At 62.6% G+C, this 15,606-nt stretch carries 17 protein-coding genes; 9 read left to right on the forward strand and 8 right to left on the reverse strand.

Annotated features, from left to right (window positions below):
- Positions 1–3 precede the first annotated feature (3 nt).
- From QN222_RS09900 to QN222_RS09925, 6 genes are all read left to right on the forward strand, one after another.
- Positions 4–834: a carbohydrate ABC transporter permease gene (locus tag QN222_RS09900; RefSeq protein ID WP_180938725.1), complete on the forward strand. Its 831-nt coding sequence runs from the start codon at positions 4–6 to the stop codon at positions 832–834.
- Positions 835–844: 10 nt separating this feature from the next.
- Entirely contained in the window at positions 845–1,846 is a 1,002-nt protein-coding gene (locus QN222_RS09905; protein ID WP_283963154.1) for an ABC transporter ATP-binding protein, read from the forward strand.
- Positions 1,843–2,616: an L-iditol 2-dehydrogenase gene (locus tag QN222_RS09910; protein WP_283963153.1), complete on the forward strand. Its 774-nt coding sequence runs from the start codon at positions 1,843–1,845 to the stop codon at positions 2,614–2,616. Before QN222_RS09905 ends, QN222_RS09910 begins: the two co-directional genes overlap by 4 nt.
- A gap of 39 nt (positions 2,617–2,655) precedes the next feature.
- Entirely contained in the window at positions 2,656–4,140 is a 1,485-nt protein-coding gene (locus tag QN222_RS09915; RefSeq protein ID WP_283963152.1) for a mannitol dehydrogenase family protein, read from the forward strand.
- A gap of 2 nt (positions 4,141–4,142) precedes the next feature.
- Positions 4,143–4,811: an HAD family hydrolase gene (locus QN222_RS09920; protein WP_283963151.1), complete on the forward strand. Its 669-nt coding sequence runs from the start codon at positions 4,143–4,145 to the stop codon at positions 4,809–4,811.
- Between the two features lie 88 nt (positions 4,812–4,899).
- Positions 4,900–6,483, forward strand: coding sequence for an FGGY-family carbohydrate kinase (locus QN222_RS09925; protein WP_284005403.1), 1,584 nt, complete (start codon positions 4,900–4,902; stop codon positions 6,481–6,483).
- A 241-nt stretch (positions 6,484–6,724) separates the two neighbouring features.
- Here QN222_RS09925 and QN222_RS09930 read toward each other — a convergent pair whose 3' ends face one another.
- Entirely contained in the window at positions 6,725–7,519 is a 795-nt protein-coding gene (locus QN222_RS09930; RefSeq protein ID WP_283963148.1) for a response regulator, read from the reverse strand.
- Between the two features lie 138 nt (positions 7,520–7,657).
- On the opposite strand from QN222_RS09930, the gene QN222_RS09935 reads away from it, so the two are divergent.
- The 3 genes from QN222_RS09935 to QN222_RS09945 all read left to right on the forward strand — a co-directional run bounded on the left by QN222_RS09935 (position 7,658) and on the right by QN222_RS09945 (position 10,188).
- Complete coding sequence (locus QN222_RS09935; RefSeq protein WP_283963147.1) at positions 7,658–7,870, forward strand: NepR family anti-sigma factor; 213 nt, start codon at positions 7,658–7,660, stop codon at positions 7,868–7,870.
- Between the two features lie 8 nt (positions 7,871–7,878).
- Positions 7,879–8,433 carry an RNA polymerase sigma factor gene (locus tag QN222_RS09940; RefSeq protein ID WP_283963146.1) on the forward strand — a complete coding sequence of 185 codons (555 nt, stop codon included), beginning with the start codon at positions 7,879–7,881 and terminating at the stop codon, positions 8,431–8,433.
- A gap of 252 nt (positions 8,434–8,685) precedes the next feature.
- On the forward strand, positions 8,686–10,188 hold the full coding sequence (locus tag QN222_RS09945; protein WP_283963145.1) for a sensor histidine kinase: 1,503 nt from the start codon (positions 8,686–8,688) through the stop codon (positions 10,186–10,188).
- Positions 10,189–10,363: 175 nt separating this feature from the next.
- Here the strand turns inward: QN222_RS09945 and QN222_RS09950 are convergent, their stop codons facing one another.
- From QN222_RS09950 to hemP, 7 genes are all read right to left on the reverse strand, one after another.
- Entirely contained in the window at positions 10,364–10,795 is a 432-nt protein-coding gene (locus tag QN222_RS09950) for a hypothetical protein (RefSeq protein ID WP_283963144.1), read from the reverse strand.
- A 76-nt stretch (positions 10,796–10,871) separates the two neighbouring features.
- Positions 10,872–11,234 carry a hypothetical protein gene (locus tag QN222_RS09955; RefSeq protein WP_283963143.1) on the reverse strand — a complete coding sequence of 121 codons (363 nt, stop codon included), beginning with the start codon at positions 11,232–11,234 and terminating at the stop codon, positions 10,872–10,874.
- Positions 11,235–11,426: 192 nt separating this feature from the next.
- Positions 11,427–12,218 carry a heme ABC transporter ATP-binding protein gene (locus QN222_RS09960; protein WP_283963142.1) on the reverse strand — a complete coding sequence of 264 codons (792 nt, stop codon included), beginning with the start codon at positions 12,216–12,218 and terminating at the stop codon, positions 11,427–11,429.
- A gap of 9 nt (positions 12,219–12,227) precedes the next feature.
- Positions 12,228–13,352 carry an iron ABC transporter permease gene (locus QN222_RS09965; RefSeq protein WP_284005405.1) on the reverse strand — a complete coding sequence of 375 codons (1,125 nt, stop codon included), beginning with the start codon at positions 13,350–13,352 and terminating at the stop codon, positions 12,228–12,230.
- Positions 13,339–14,289 carry a hemin ABC transporter substrate-binding protein gene (locus tag QN222_RS09970; RefSeq protein ID WP_283962208.1) on the reverse strand — a complete coding sequence of 317 codons (951 nt, stop codon included), beginning with the start codon at positions 14,287–14,289 and terminating at the stop codon, positions 13,339–13,341. Before QN222_RS09970 ends, QN222_RS09965 begins: the two co-directional genes overlap by 14 nt.
- Positions 14,290–14,298: 9 nt before the next feature.
- Complete coding sequence (locus tag QN222_RS09975; protein ID WP_283962209.1) at positions 14,299–15,360, reverse strand: hemin-degrading factor; 1,062 nt, start codon at positions 15,358–15,360, stop codon at positions 14,299–14,301.
- 10 nt (positions 15,361–15,370) lie between these two features.
- Complete coding sequence (gene hemP / locus QN222_RS09980; protein WP_283962210.1) at positions 15,371–15,550, reverse strand: hemin uptake protein HemP; 180 nt, start codon at positions 15,548–15,550, stop codon at positions 15,371–15,373.
- Between the last annotated feature and the right edge of the window lie 56 nt (positions 15,551–15,606).

Consider the following 15,606-nt stretch of genomic DNA (forward strand, 5'->3'; position numbering starts at 1 on the left):
CCCATGGCACGCAATGTTTCGACCCAACGCAAGGTGGTTGTCACCGTCGTCGCCTGGACGATCGGCATCCTGATCTTCTTCCCGATCCTCTGGACGTTCCTGACGAGCTTCAAGACGGAGGCGCAAGCGATCGCCTCGCCGCCCGCATTCCTCTTCTTCGATTGGACGACCGAGAACTACTTCGAAGTGCAGAGCCGGTCCAATTACTTCAAGCACTTCATGAACTCGGTGGTTATCTCCTTCGGGTCGACGCTGATCGGTCTCATCATCGCCATTCCGTCGGCATGGGCCATGGCCTTCGCCCCGACGAAACGGACCAAGGACGTGCTGATGTGGATGCTGTCCACGAAGATGATGCCGCCCGTCGGCGTGCTGGTGCCGATGTACCTGATGTACCGCAACTCGGGGCTCCTCGACACCCGCATAGGCCTGGTGATCGTCCTGACGCTGATCAACCTGCCGATCATCATCTGGATGCTCTATACCTACTTCAAGGAAATCCCCGGCGAGATCCTGGAAGCGGCGCGCATGGACGGCGCCTCGCTCTCCAAGGAGATCATCTACGTGCTGACGCCGATGGCGATCCCCGGCATCGCATCGACGCTGCTCCTCAACATCATTCTCGCCTGGAACGAGGCGTTCTGGACCTTGAATCTGACCGCGGCGAAGGCAGCACCGCTGACCGCCTTCATCGCTTCCTATTCGAGCCCGGAAGGTCTGTTTTACGCGAAGCTTTCGGCCGCCTCCACGATGGCGATCGCCCCCATCCTCATACTCGGCTGGTTCTCGCAGAAGCAGCTTGTACGCGGCCTGACCTTCGGCGCGGTCAAATAAGGATACGACCATGGGAAGCATCACACTCAAGAACGTATCGAAAGTCTTCGGCTCCCACGCCGTCATCCCTTCGATCGACCTCGACATCCATCACGGTGAATTCGTCGTCTTCGTCGGACCGTCCGGCTGCGGCAAGTCCACGCTGCTCAGATTGATTGCCGGCCTGGAGGATGTCAGCGACGGCGAGATCGTCATCGACGGCAAGAACGCAACAGAGCTGCCGCCGGCAAAACGCGGCCTCTCGATGGTGTTCCAGTCCTATGCGCTCTATCCGCATATGAGCGTGCGTTCCAACATCGCCTTTCCCCTGAAGATGGCGGGGGAAGACAAGGCGGTGATCGACAAGAAGGTGGCGGACGCCGCCCGGGTGCTGAACCTCACCGATTACCTCGACCGCAAGCCGCGCCAGCTTTCCGGTGGTCAGCGCCAGCGCGTGGCGATCGGCCGGGCGATTGTCCGGCAGCCGGAGGCCTTCCTGTTCGACGAGCCGCTTTCGAACCTCGATGCGGCGCTGCGCGTCAACATGCGGCTCGAGATCAGCCAGCTTCATCAGCAACTGAAGACGACGATGATCTATGTGACGCACGACCAGGTGGAGGCCATGACCATGGCCGACAAGATCGTGGTGCTCAATCGCGGACGCATCGAGCAGGTGGGCTCGCCGCTCGAACTCTACCACAAGCCGGACAATCTTTTTGTTGCCGGCTTCATCGGCTCGCCGAAGATGAATTTCATTTCCGGGGCGCCGGCAGCCGCCTATCAGGCCCACACAATCGGCATCCGCCCCGAGCATCTGACGCTTTCCAAGGATCAGGGGACGTGGCGGGGCACCGTCGGTGTGGCCGAGCATCTCGGCTCCGACACCTTCCTGCACGTGAAGGCCGATACCATCGGCACGCTGACGGCGCGCGTCAGCGGCGACTTCGGGGTAACCCATGGAGATCAGGTCTACCTGACGCCGGATGTCCAGCGCCTGCACAAGTTTGACGAAAAAGGGTTGGCAATTCGATGAAACGTCTTGAAGGTAAAAGCGCGCTGATTACCGGATCCGCGCGGGGTATCGGCCGTGCCTTCGCCGAGGCCTATGTGCGCGAGGGGGCCACCGTCGCGATCGCGGACATCAATATCGACCGGGCGAAGCAGACGGCTGCGGAAATCGGACCGGCGGCCTATGCCGTCCAAATGGACGTGACCCGGCAGGAGTCGATCGACGCGGCGGTCGCTGCAGTTGTCGAGCATGCGGGCGGCCTGGATATCCTGGTCAACAATGCCGCTCTCTTCGATCTGGCGCCGATCGTCGCGATCACCCGAGAAAGCTACGAAAAACTCTTTTCGATCAATGTCGCCGGCACGCTCTTCACCCTGCAGGCGGCGGCCAAGCAGATGATCGCGCAGGGGCGCGGCGGCAAGATCATCAACATGGCGAGCCAGGCGGGTCGCCGCGGCGAGGCACTGGTTGCCGTCTATTGCGCCACCAAGGCGGCCGTCATCAGCCTTACGCAGTCGGCCGGGCTCAATCTCATCAAACATCGCATCAACGTGAACGCGATCGCTCCCGGCGTCGTCGACGGCGAACATTGGGATGGCGTCGATGCGCTCTTTGCCAAGTACGAGAACCGTCCGCTCGGCGAAAAGAAGCGCCTGGTTGGCGAGGAGGTGCCGTACGGACGGATGGGCACCGCCGAAGATCTCACCGGCATGGCGATTTTCCTGGCCTCATCGGAGAGCGACTACATCGTTGCCCAGACCTACAACGTCGATGGCGGCAACTGGATGAGCTGAGGCTTCGTCGCAGCACGAGTCCTCGAAAGGAACGATAGGATGACGACCAAACTCTCCCTTGCCACACTCGACGCAGCCAAGGCCAAGGCTGGCGTTCCGAAATATGGTCGGCACGACCTTCGCGCCGGCATCGTCCATTTCGGCGTCGGCAACTTTCATCGCGCCCACCAGGCCGTCTATCTCGATGACCTTTTCAATCTAGGGCTCGACCGTGACTGGGCGATCATGGGGGCAGGGGTGTTGCCGTCGGACGAGGTCATGCGGGCCAAGCTCGAAGCGCAGGATTTCCTGACGACAGTGGTCGAGCAGGACAACAACCGCACGGGCGCGCATGTCACCGGGGCGATGATCGCCTATCTCAAGCCCGGTGACACGCCGGCGATCGTGGCGCAGCTCGCAAGCCCGTCCATTCGCATCGTATCGTTGACGATCACCGAAGGCGGCTATTTCATCGATCCGGCGTCCGGCGTCTTCAATCCTGCCCACCCGGCAATCGTCGAGGACGCGCGCAATCCGACGAGACCGAAGACGGTCTTCGGTCTCATCCTGGCGGGGCTCGCTGAGCGCAGAGCGAGGGGCATACCGCCCTTCACTGTCATGTCCTGCGACAATATCCCCGGCAATGGCGAGGTGACGCATGCGGCCGTAGCCGGCCTCGCGCGCCTCTCGGATCCCGCCTTCGCAGACTGGATCGATGCAAACGTCGCCTTTCCGAACGGCATGGTCGACCGCATCACGCCCGCGACCGGCGCCCGGGAAATCGGTTTCGTCGCCTCGGAATACGGCATCGACGATGCCTGGCCGGTCTTTTGCGAGGAGTTCAAGCAATGGGTGCTGGAGGATCATTTCCCGCAAGGCCGCCCGGCGCTTGAAAAGGTCGGCGTCCAGTTCGTCCCCGACGTCGCTCCCTATGAGCACATGAAGATCCGCATTCTAAACGGCGGCCACGCCGCAATCGCCTATCCGGCGGCATTGCTCGACATCCATTTCGTCCACGAGGCCATGGAGGAGCCGTTGATCCGCGGCTTCCTGGCGAAGCTCGAACACGACGAAATCATCCCGGTCATTCCGCCGGTCCCGGATACGGATCTCAAGGACTACTACAGGCTCATCGAGACGCGCTTCGCCAATCCGAAGATCGGCGACACCATTCCGCGGCTGGCTCAGGATGGTTCGAACCGCCAGCCGAAATTCATCCTGCCGTCGACCGCCGATCGCCTGCGCCGCGGCGAAGATGTGGTCGGGCTGTCGCTGGTCTCTGCCCTCTGGTGCCGCTATTTCGCCGGAAAATCGGACAGCGGCAGGGATATCGTCTTCAACGATGCCAGCGCCGATCGGCTGCACGCCGCCGCCCTTGCAGCGAAGGAAGACCCGATGGCCTTCCTCGCCCTCTCCGACATTTTCGGTGACGTCGCCGGGTCCGACCTCTTCCGGCGGCGCTTCGGACATGCACTGAAAACGCTCTGGGAAAAGGGTACGCGCGCAACGCTCCAGCTCTATCTGGACGACAAACTCGAGGGATAGCGATGGCGGGCGGCGCCTCCAGGCTGGTGATCTTCGACTGCGACGGCGTCCTGGTAGACAGCGAACCGATCTCGCTTGCCGTCCTTGTCGAGGCACTGGATGCGGCGGGAATATCGATGACGACGGCCGAGGCGAGCGAACGCTTCCTCGGCCGCAGCCTTAAAAGCATGTCCGCGATCCTTCATGACGAACACGGACTTGCGACTGACGACGCCTTTCTCGAAGGCATGCGGACGCGCCTTTATGCGCGCTTCCGCGAGGAACTGAAGCCCGTTGACGGCATTCGCCGGGCGGTCGAACAGCTCGACGGAGCCTGCTGCGTCGCGTCGTCGAGCCAGCCCGAGCGCATTCGCCTTTCCCTGACGGTGACCGGACTGATCGACCTCTTCGAGCCGCACATCTTCAGCGCCAGCATGGTCGCGCACGGCAAGCCAGCGCCCGATCTCTTTCTCTATGCGAGCAGGCAAATGGGTTACGCGTCCGCCGATTGCGTCGTCGTGGAAGACAGCCCGGCCGGCATCGAGGCGGCGAAAGCGGCCGGCATGCGCGTCTTTGCCTTCGCCGGCGCCAGCCACGCACGGAACGACCGGCATCGCCGAGCACTGGCTCAACTCCATCCCGATGTGCTGTTTGACGATATGGGCGAATTGATACAGTTTGTCCGACAATAAGTCAGAGCACGATCGCGGCAATAGAGCGTGCCCACATCCCGCTCTGACCTCTTAAATCATCGTGATCTCGGGACGGAGACATCCATTAATGCGCGAATATGTCGTTGCGGTCGATATCGGCACCGGTAGCGCCCGTGCCGGTATTTTTGACCGGAAAGGCAAGCTTCTCGCGCGGGCCGACAGGCCGATTGCGATGAACCGGCCGGAAGAAAACCACGCCGAGCATGATTCCGAGGACATTTGGGCGGCGGTCTGCGGGGCGGTCAAGTCGGCACGCGACACGGCCGGGGTCGCTACGGACAATGTCGCGGCGATCGGTTTCGACGCGACGTGCTCGCTGGTCGTGCGCGACCGCGATGGCGCACCGCTTTCAATCAATCGTGCCGGTGACGCGCGCTGGGACACGATCGTCTGGCTCGATCACCGAGCGCTCAAGGAGGCCGATTTCTGCACCTCGACAGAGCATCCCGTCCTCCACCATTCCGGCCGCGTGATGTCGCCGGAGATGGAAATGCCGAAGTTGATGTGGCTGAAGCGACACCTTCCCGGGCAATGGGAAAGGGCCGGTTATTTCTTCGATCTCGCAGATTACATGTCCTGGCGCGCGACTGGCAGCACGGCTCGTTCGCGTTGCACGCTCACGGCAAAATGGAATTATCTCGCGCACAAGGAGAGGGGCTGGCAGCCGGACTATCTCGAACAGATCGGCCTTGCGGACCTTCTCGACCGAGGGGGGCTGCCTGAGGGAACACTGCCCGTCGGCAGTGCGGTTGGGCGTCTGACCGCAGCAGCGGCGGAAGAACTCGGCCTCGACACGGAATGCCAGGTTGCACCGGGGCTGATCGATGCCTATGCCGGTGCGCTCGGCGTGCTCGGCAGATTTGCCGCCGAGCCCGCAAATCTCGAACGGCAACTCGCCCTCATCGCCGGCACCTCGAGCTGTATTGTCGCCTTTTCACGTGAGATGAAGCCCGGCTTCGGCATGTGGGGCCCGTATTTCGAGGCGGTGCTTCCGGGTTGCTGGTTGGTCGAGGGCGGGCAGTCGGCGACGGGTGCGCTGCTCGATCATATCGTGCGCGTGCATGGCGGCGGGCGGGAACCGACCGCGGAGACGCACATGAAGATCATCGAGCGCGTGCAGGAACTGCGCGCGCTGCATGGCCCGGCATTCGCCGATCGGCTGCATGTCCTTCCCGATTTTCACGGCAACCGGTCGCCGCTCGCCGATCCGCACGCGCTCGGCGTCGTCAGCGGTCTGGCGCTCGATTCATCGTTCGATGCGCTTTGCCGTCTTTATTGGCGCACCTGCGTCGCGATCGCGCTTGGAATCCGGCACATCCTCGAAATGATGAAAGAGGCGGGATACAATCTCGATACGCTGCACGTGACCGGCGGGCATGTGCGCAATCCGCTGCTGATGGAGCTTTATTGCGACGCGACGGGCTGCCGCGTCGTTGCGCCTGAAACGCCCGATGCCGTGCTGCTCGGCACTGCGATGGCGGCGGCTGTCGCCGGCGGGCTTTATTCCGATCTCGCAGAGGCAGGGACGGCAATGGCGTCCAGCGGTCACGAACGCCTTCCCGATGCGGCATCGCGAAACGTCTACGATCGCGACTATCGGCGGTTTCTCACGCTTTACCGACATCGGGCCGAACTGGAGGCCATGGACTAACCGGCGTCCTCGTCGATTTTACTTTTTTGTGGAACCTTTCTCTTCCTGGCGCGTTGGAGCGGACAACCGGACGGTGGCGCACATCGCCCCCAATGTGACGCCGGAGGCATACCGCCGGTTGCCCAACTCACATCCCCTCTGTGAGTTGATAAAGCTCAGCCAGTGCCTTTCCCTCGGCACTGGCTGTTTTGCGTTAGACTCTTCGAAGACGGGCGGTCGCCCGTCGCTTCCGGATTGCTGCTCAGGCAGCCGCCTTCGTCGACTCGTTGAAGAAGAGCGCCTGGCTGATGAGCGCCTTAACCATTTCCGGGTTGAAGGGCTTCGTGACGAGGAAAGTTGGTTCGGGCCGTTCGCCGGTCAGCAGTCTTTCGGGGAAGGCTGTGATGAAAATCACCGGAATGGCAGCGGTCTTCAGGATCTCGTTCACGGCATCTATGCCGGAACTTCCATCGGCCAACTGAATATCGGCGAGCACCATGCTCGGCTTCGTGTCCTTGTAAAGGGCGATTGCCTCGTCCCGGGTCCGCGCGATGCCGGTGACGCGATGGCCGAGACTTTTGACCATCTGCTCGATGTCGATTGCGATCAGCGGTTCGTCCTCGATGATCATGATATCGGTCGCAACCTGACGAGAGATTTCCTGCGACGCCCGCTCCAGAAGTGTGCTCAGCTTGGCTGCATCGACATCAAGCACCTCTGCAGCCTCGTTGGGGCTGAAGCCTTCGACCGACACCAGCAGGAAGGCCTGCCGCGCCAGCGGTGACACCGCCGCGAGGTTGACTGATGCCCGCTGTTCCCAGGCAAAAGGCGAAACCGGCTCGGGGATCAGCACCGAGGATGAGCCGAACAAGGACGTATAAAGGCGAAACAGCGCGACCCTGTCGTTGCTTGCTTCGGGAAAGATTGTCGTGTCCGCGATAAGAGCCTCAAGAACCGCGGCCACATAAGCATCGCCCGACGTTTGCGAGCCTGTCAGCGCGCGGGAATAACGGCGCAAATAGGGCAGGAGCGGCGCGATCCGGTTAGACAGTGTCATGCAAGACTCCCTCAGTCATTTGTTCGGTTCTTGTCTCGACGCGAAAACGCCCGGCCGAAAAAAAGGTTCCGCGCTGGAACATTTCATTTTTTTTCTGCGTTATGGTGCAGGCGAACTCTCCAAGGTGATGATTGCAAGATGAGATATAGTTCAGGGGCAGGGCGGCCGATTGGCACAAGCTCGTCGACCGGTGATCCGAATGCACAGATCGCAGCGAAGCTGAAGGCGCTCTATCAGTCGGTGCAGGAAGAGGCGATTCCTGCACGGTTTCTTGATTTGCTGGAAAAGCTGGACGCGGCGGAACAGCACTCGACTCCGCAAGGCCAATCGGTTCTGCAAGGGAGGGAGTAGGCGCCGGGATGTCGTCCGAAAACCAAGAATTCAAGCGCGAGATGCTCGCCGCACTTCCTAGCCTGCGCGCCTTTGCCATGTCGCTGATCGGCCGCCACGACCGAGCGGACGATCTCGTGCAGGACACGATCATGAAGGCCTGGGCAAAACAGGACCATTTCGAGATCGGCACGAACATGAAGGCGTGGCTCTTCACGATCCTGCGCAACGAGCTCTACAGCCAAATGCGCAAGCGTGGTCGCGAGATTCAGGACAGCGACGGCCATTTCACCGAAACGCTCGCCCACCATCCCGAGCAATACGGTTCGCTCGATCTCCAGGATTTCCGGCGGGCTCTGGAGCAGTTGCCACCGGACCAGCGCGAAGCGATCATCCTGGTCGGTGCATCCGGCTTCTCCTACGAAGAAGCTGCAAAGATCTGCGGCTGCGCGCTCGGTACCATCAAGAGCCGCGTCAATCGCGCGCGTCAGCGCCTGCAGGAAATTCTCCAGGTGCAAGGCGAGAATGACTACGGCCCTGACGAGACCTCGGCGCCCATTACCTCGCGCGCATTCGTTTCGTGATCTTCGTGCGTTCTTGAGGCCAGACCGTTGCAAGTCGGCGGCGGTCCTGCTTTTTTGCTCCGAGCACCAGTCACGGCGGTGAGGGCCGGAACCTTCTGCGGCGCCGTGCGTCTTTTCAGACGCGCAATGGACGCTGTAGCACTTTGAACTGCAGCATGTTCTTAACCTTAAATCGGGTACGATTTAAGGAAACATGCGGTGGATCCTGATCGGTTCTGCTGCGACGGGTGCGCGAGTTTGGAGTTGGACCGGATGCGCGAGAAGACCGAGGCGACGCTTCCAACGGTAGCGCAGGTGCTCGATGCCCGCGAACGGCTTGGCGTCCTGCATACCGTCGTGCCCGACATGGCGGTGCCGGACGGCGACTTCGACGGTCTTGCAAAGCTCGCGGCAAGCCTGTTCAGCGCACCAATTGCGCTCGTCAGCCTCGTTGATAGTGAATGGCAATGGCTCAAGGCGGCCGTCGGAACGACGGACACGCGGCTGCGCTGCGACGAATCTTTCTGCCTCCACACGGTCGCAGATCCCGACGGCGTCTTCGTCGTGCTCGATGCCTCGCGGCATCCATTGTTTCGTCATCGGCCAAGGGTCACAGACGCACCATTCCTGCGTTTCTATGCGGGCGCTTCCATTCTCTTGGACGGCCAGGCGATTGGCACAGTCTGTGTTTTCGATGTGGCGCCGCGTAAGGAAATCGCGCCGAAACTGATCGATGAGCTTCGCCGGATTGCCGGTATTGCCGCATCGCTGCTCAAGCTCAAGGACGAGTCGCGCCGGCGTGCGCTCAAGGAGGCGGCGCTTTCGCGCGAGGAACAGCGCCTCGCCATGGCGCTCGACGCAGCGAATGTCGGCAGCTGGCTTTGGGATATCCGCGCCGGCACGGTTGCCGGAAACGGCGCGATGATGCGCATGTTCGGGCTCCCGCCCGAGCGGTTGGTCGGCGCCAGGAAGATCTTCGCCGCCATCCATCCCGATGACCGCATCGCGACGTTTTCCAAACTCAGGCAGGCGATGACCGCGAACGAGGAATATGACGGCATGTTTCGCATCGGCGACAGCGGGCGCTGGCTGCTCGGGCGCGGCAGGGTGCACGACCGCGACGGCAAGGGTGCTCCGCTGACCTTCCTCGGCATGACCATCGATGTCACCGATCAGCAGGCTGCGGTACAGCGGACGCGGCTTCTGCTCAAGGAACTGAACCACCGGGTCAAGAACACCTTGGCGATGCTGCAGTCGCTCGCCCGTCAGACGCTTCGACAGACGAGCGATCCTGTCGAATTCATGGCCGCATTCGCCGGCCGGCTCCAGTCCATCTCGGACGCGCACGGGCTGCTCTCCGACTACGAATGGGGCACGATCCACCTCTCGGAACTGATATCGAAGCAGTTGCGTCCCTATGTCAGCGACTATGCCGAACAGGTCGAGCTCCATAAGGACGAAATTCTGCTGGGGCCCGATCAGGCGGTTGGACTTGGATTGGTGCTGCACGAGCTGGCGACGAACGCCCTGAAATACGGGTCGCTCTCGGTGCCGAAAGGCAAGGTCGTGCTCACCGCGCGTGGCGTCGTCGAAGACGGCGGCGCCGTGCTGCATCTGACCTGGACCGAGGTGGGCGGCCCGCCGGTTCGCGAGCCGAAAAGACGTGGTTTCGGCTCGATCCTGATCGAGCGCAGTCTCGACAAGGTCATCGGCAGCTCGGTCAAGGTCGAATATCTGCCGGCCGGCGTGACTGCGCTCATCCGGTTGCCCTTGTGACTGTGATTCTGTCCAGCCTACAGCGCGGTGCGTCTTATCAGACGTACAAAGGACGCTGTAACACTTTGAAGTGTTGCATGTTTTTGTCCCTAAATCGGCTATGATTCAAGGACAAATGCAGTGGCCGCGAGGGCGAGGTCGCGGCGGCAGGATAGGCCGTTACGGGCGCGCTGAGTCAGCGCTTTTCATCGCGATGCCGGCCCTTGCCGAGGCCGAGCAGGGCTCCGACCGCAACGGCGGTCGCCACGGCGAGCAGCGGCTGCCGTCGCAAGATGCCTGCTGCGGCCACGAGCGCCAGATTCGTCTGCATCGCCGCGAGGCGCCGGCGCTCTTCGGCGAGCCGCCGGTCGCGGGCGCGGAGCCCCGCCACCACCGCGATCAGGATCAATGCTGTCACGAACAGAACGACGGCCATCGCCGAAACCGCGGCCACCGGCGAGTAGCGCGCGGCGAGAAAGAGCGTGACTGCTGCCAGCGCGAAGATATAAGCCGTGCCGAGCAAGGTCGCGATGGTCGCCCATAAGATCACGTTGCGCCTGTAGCGTGAGGTGGCTGCAGCCACGTCTACTGCAAGCAAAGCGGACAAGGCGGCCCCGAGCGTTCCCATGCGAGCTACTCCGATTGCGTCATGCGGGCAGGAAGAACGGCCTTCCTGCGGCAGATCGTTCACGCCGTGGACATGCCTATCGGCGCAGAAGCGCAGCCGCGATAAGACCTATCGCCGCTGCTGCGCCGAGCGTTGCGATCGGGTGCTCGCGCACCGCCCTGCGGATCTCCCTTTCCGTCCCGGAATAGCGGTCGCGTAAATCCGAGAGCAGTTGCTCGCCGCTTGCCAGCAGATTTTCGAGATCGGCTTCGGCCCGATCACGCGCGCCCTTTGCCTTGGTTTTTGCGTCTTGGGAGACGGCCGCCCCGCGCTCGCTGAGCAGTCCGACGAGTGCCGCCATGTCCGCCCGAATTTCCTGGAGCTGGTCTTCGATTGGCGTTTCGCCGTGCCCGCCGTTGCGTTTCCTGGTGCTCGAACTCGAGAAGAGGCCCGTTGCCATGATGTGAAGCTCCCTTTCGCTGCAACGCCGGCCAAGACAGCCGGCGCATATTCCACCCCTCTCGGGCAAGGCGTGTCTCGCCCGAGATTCAGCGGAACAACGCGCGAAGGCGAGATTTGTTTCGATAAATCCTGCCGTTACCGCAAACAGCTCCTGGGCGCAGCGAAAAAGCGCGCGGGCGTCCGGGCGCGATCAGATCGTCACCGATTGTGGCAGTACGAAGGGGATATCGCGCGTCGGAGTGACGTTGACCTGCATCCGGCATCCGAACACGGCTTCCATGGTTTCGTCGTTCAGGACCTCCCGCGGCGGTCCGCTCGCGCGGACGTGGCCGGCTCTCATCATGACCATCTGGTCCGCGAACATCGCGGTCAGATTGAGGTCGTGCATGACGGCGATGACGCCGCCTCCGCGGTGGCAGAATTGGCGCGCAAGCTGCATGATCGTCAGCTGGTGGCGGATGTCGAGGCTCGATACGGGCTCGTCGAGCAGGAGATAGCGAGGCTCACCATCGCTGACCGGGGCCGAGATCTGGCAAAGGACACGCGCAAGCTGGACGCGCTGTTGTTCGCCGCCCGAGAGCTCCTGATAGAAGCGTCCGGCAAAGCCCGCCAGATCAACGGCCTCGAGCGCATCGTCGGCAATGCGGTCGTTGGCGGAGTCACTGCCTGTGTCGCCGGCCGAAAGGCCGAGACGGACGATTTCTCGCACCGTGAAGGGGAAGGAAATAACGGTCGATTGCGGCAGGACGCCACGTTTGAGCGCAAGCTCCCACGGCCTGAGGGCGGCGAGATCATGGCCGTTGATCGTGACCTTGCCCGATGCAAGCGGGAGTTCGCCGGAAACCGCCTTCAAGGTGGTTGTCTTGCCTGATCCGTTCGGGCCGACGATCGCCGTCATCGTGCCCGGAGCAGCACCGAACGAGACGCCATGGATCACCTGCCTGCCGGCAAGACGGACGGAGATATCGGAAACCGTGATCATGACGCGCTCTCAAAGCCCCATGTTCGATCGGCCACGCAGCAGGATCCAGAGAAAGAACGGTGCGCCGACGAAGGCCGTGATGATGCCGATCGGCAATTCGGCGGGCGAAACGATCGTCCGGGCCACCATATCGGCGAAGATCAGCATGGTGCCGCCGAGGAGCGCAGAGGCAGGCAGCAGGTAGCGGTGGTCCGGACCGATGACGAGGCGCAGCAGATGGGGCACGACGATACCCACGAAACCGATGCCGCCACTGACGGCAACGGATGCGCCCGTCGCGGCCGCAACGCTGAGAATCGCGATATTCTTGAGGCGCTGGACGGGAATACCCATGTGGAACGCCGCGGCTTCGCCAAGCGTGATTGCGTTCAGGCCACGTGCCAAGAGGGGGCCCACCGCAAGCGACATCATGATGATCGGCGCGGCGGCGAGGATCTTCGTCCAGTTGGCGCCGGCCAGCGAGCCGAGGCCCCAGAAGGTCAGGTCGCGCAGTTGCTTATCGTCGGCAATGAAGACGAGTACGCCTGTGACCGCACCGGTGAGCGCGCCGAGCGCAATGCCCGCAAGCAGCATTGTCGCCACTGAAGTCTGGCCACCGCGCGTCGCAATGCGGTAGAGGAGCAGGGTCGTGGCAAGGCCGCCGAGGAAAGCGGCGACCGGAAGCGCGTAAAAACCCACGAGCGCAAAGAGCGGGCCGAACACGCTCGAACCGAGGACGATCAGCAGAACGGCGCCAAGGCTTGCACCCGACGAAACGCCGACGAGGCCAGGGTCGGCGAGCGGGTTGCGAAAGAGGCCCTGCATCACCACACCAGAGACGGCCAGCGCCGCACCGACGAGCAAACCGAGCACCGCACGCGGCAGGCGGATGTCAAGTATAATGATGCGGTCGCGGACGCTCAGCGCCTGATCGGCGCCCCCTGTGCCGGCCAGCCAATGGACGACATTGGAGAGCGAGGCGTCGGCGGCGCCGGTCATGATCGACGTGACGAACGTCGCGGTCGCAAGAAGCGCGAGCACGACAATCAGCAGGCGCGCAAGGCCCGAGCGGTTCCCGGCGCGCCATTCGCTGACGATGTTGGCGGCGAAGGCAGGCGCGCGCATGCTGCCTTCCATCGCCTCACTGCGAGGCATTGGTCTTCTTTCCATAGATTGCGTTGTTCAGTTCGCGGATGGCGCCGGCAGTGCGGGGGCCGAAGCCAAGCAGATCCAGCCCGTCCATGCGGACCAGCGCCTTGCTCTTTGCCGCTGGTGTCAGGCTCAGGGCCGGCATGGCGAACAGTTCCTCGACGCCGGCGGAATGATCGCCGCCCCGAGTCATCATCAGCACGACGTCCGGCTTGGCTTCGATGATCGCCTCGTCCGTCAGCGCCTTATAACCTGGAAACGTTGCGGCGGCATTGACCGCGCCGGAAAGCTTGATGATGCCGTCAGCGGCCGTGCCGGTACCCGATGCCAGGATCTTGCCGCCCTGCGTACTGAGAATGAAGAGAACACGCTTGCGTTCGCTTTCGCGACGCTTGGCTGCCTCCGCCAGCGCACCATCGAGGTCCTTCTCCACCGATTGGGCGAGCGCCTCCGCCTTGTCCTTCACGCCAAGAAAAGCGCCGACGGCACGGATCTTCGCGACGATACCGTTTTTGTCGAAGGTATCGGGGATGCTGGTGAAAGGGATCTTTGCTTCCTTAAGCACGGCAAGCGCCTCGGGCGGTCCGCTGCCTTCGATCGCGACGATTGCTGTCGGATTGACGGCGATGATGCCTTCCGGCGCCAGTTGCCGCATATAGCCGACGTCCGGCAGCTTCGTTGCCGCTTCCGGATAGGTGCTGGTGGAGTCGCGGCCGACGAGGCGGCTTTCCTCGCCGAGTGCGTAGATGATCTCGGTGATCGCGCCGCCAACCGACACGAGGCGGGAAACATCGGGCTGCTGCATGTCCTCGGCCATTGCCGGGCGCAGGAACGAGGGCCCTTCGGGGGCCAGTGCCGGCAGCAACAGGGGCGCGGAGAGCGCGAAGGCGGCAAGCGCCAGCTCCCAGCGGCGAAGGCGGCGGAAATCGAGACCTGTGATCATGATCGCTCCTCAGGCGGCGACGATCGTGTTGAGCCGGGGCAGGCCTTCGACAAGGCCGCGCCACTCCGGCCGCTCGGCGAGACCTTCCTTGCGCTTGCCGAAGAACTGGATGACCATCTCGCCCTTGGCGTCGAGTGCCTCGAGCGAGGTCACATGGCCGTCGGTCGTCGGTTTGCGGACCGCCCACAATTCGGTGATATGGTCCGTGCGCAGATGCAGATGGAATGTCGGATCCATTACGTTGAGCCACGGGCCCATCACCCCGATGCGGGCAACCGGACCGGAATGGATCTGGATGACGCCGCGATTGCCGACGAAGCACATGATCGGCAGTTCAATTTCGGCGCTGCCGCGCATCATCGCCTCGACGCCCGTCGGATCGAGGCGCCAGGCCAGATCCTCGCCGACGGCATGGAGGGCTTGGCGCCGACCGATGTTCAGGTTGCGCAACATGCCGTGGAACTGGTGAGTGTCGGTCAGTTTCGACCAGCGGTCCCGGAGTTCCTCGGCATCGACCGCAACGTCGGACTTGTCGTCGCTCGTCGGTGCGCTCGTGTCGGCAACGAAGTCCTGCGACTGGTCCTCCAGGCGGAAGTCTTTGACGATCCTGTCGTAGGCCGCTCCGTTCGAGGCGGGGCGCAGGTGAACCTTGTGGACGGCATGGCCCCACTTATCGAAGAATTGCAGGCTGCGGCGGACGTCGCCGTTGGAGTCGGTCTTCGTGACGGCAAAACCGTGGGCCCAGGCGCCTGGGAAGATGCGCAGGTCGATTTCGGTCCCCAGCACCAGCGCGGCCGCCTTTCCTGCCTTGATATTCTCGTAGACGCCGATCTTCTCGTGGACCGCGCTTTCGTTGCGCGTGAGCGCGAGCACTTCACCCAGTTCCTCGACCCGCTCCAGGAAACGGTTGGCGTTGCTATCGATGCGAACCGTCGTCAGGCCGCATTCGGCGGCAACGAGCGCAGCTTCCGAAACGCCGAGCTGCGCGGCGATATCGCGCTCGCGCAGCTTCGGGTTCGCAGCGCGGTAGGCACGAATTTCGGACGGGGTTGGGCGAATGCTCTCGATCATTGTCTGCTGCCTATTTGTTCAGAATCAGTTTGCCCTGACGGGTGATCTTCATCCGGTAGATCGTACCGTCATGGGAAATGAGGATCTCGCTATCGCCGCGGAAGAGATCGCGGCTCTCCACGATTCGCTGGGTTCGGTCGGCCAGGCTCGGCTGCGAGGGGCGCGCGGTATCGGTATCGTTCGGTGTCACGGTTTCGGCCAGTTCGCGAGGGACGAACCGGCTGTTTTCCCGAATTCTTCCCGCGT

Source organism: Sinorhizobium sp. 6-70 (assembly GCF_030124375.1).
GTDB lineage: Bacteria > Pseudomonadota > Alphaproteobacteria > Rhizobiales > Rhizobiaceae > Sinorhizobium.

Coding starts and splice junctions, on each gene's coding strand:
- QN222_RS09900 (WP_180938725.1), top strand. CDS start 4: ATGGCACGCAATGTTTCGACCCAACGCAAGGTGGTTGTCACCGTCGTC.
- QN222_RS09905 (WP_283963154.1), top strand. CDS start 845: ATGGGAAGCATCACACTCAAGAACGTATCGAAAGTCTTCGGCTCCCAC.
- QN222_RS09910 (WP_283963153.1), top strand. CDS start 1,843: ATGAAACGTCTTGAAGGTAAAAGCGCGCTGATTACCGGATCCGCGCGG.
- QN222_RS09915 (WP_283963152.1), top strand. CDS start 2,656: ATGACGACCAAACTCTCCCTTGCCACACTCGACGCAGCCAAGGCCAAG.
- QN222_RS09920 (WP_283963151.1), top strand. CDS start 4,143: ATGGCGGGCGGCGCCTCCAGGCTGGTGATCTTCGACTGCGACGGCGTC.
- QN222_RS09925 (WP_284005403.1), top strand. CDS start 4,900: ATGCGCGAATATGTCGTTGCGGTCGATATCGGCACCGGTAGCGCCCGT.
- QN222_RS09930 (WP_283963148.1), bottom strand. CDS start 7,519: ATGACACTGTCTAACCGGATCGCGCCGCTCCTGCCCTATTTGCGCCGT.
- QN222_RS09935 (WP_283963147.1), top strand. CDS start 7,658: ATGAGATATAGTTCAGGGGCAGGGCGGCCGATTGGCACAAGCTCGTCG.
- QN222_RS09940 (WP_283963146.1), top strand. CDS start 7,879: ATGTCGTCCGAAAACCAAGAATTCAAGCGCGAGATGCTCGCCGCACTT.
- QN222_RS09945 (WP_283963145.1), top strand. CDS start 8,686: ATGCGCGAGAAGACCGAGGCGACGCTTCCAACGGTAGCGCAGGTGCTC.
- QN222_RS09950 (WP_283963144.1), bottom strand. CDS start 10,795: ATGGGAACGCTCGGGGCCGCCTTGTCCGCTTTGCTTGCAGTAGACGTG.
- QN222_RS09955 (WP_283963143.1), bottom strand. CDS start 11,234: ATGGCAACGGGCCTCTTCTCGAGTTCGAGCACCAGGAAACGCAACGGC.
- QN222_RS09960 (WP_283963142.1), bottom strand. CDS start 12,218: ATGATCACGGTTTCCGATATCTCCGTCCGTCTTGCCGGCAGGCAGGTG.
- QN222_RS09965 (WP_284005405.1), bottom strand. CDS start 13,352: ATGCCTCGCAGTGAGGCGATGGAAGGCAGCATGCGCGCGCCTGCCTTC.
- QN222_RS09970 (WP_283962208.1), bottom strand. CDS start 14,289: ATGATCACAGGTCTCGATTTCCGCCGCCTTCGCCGCTGGGAGCTGGCG.
- QN222_RS09975 (WP_283962209.1), bottom strand. CDS start 15,360: ATGATCGAGAGCATTCGCCCAACCCCGTCCGAAATTCGTGCCTACCGC.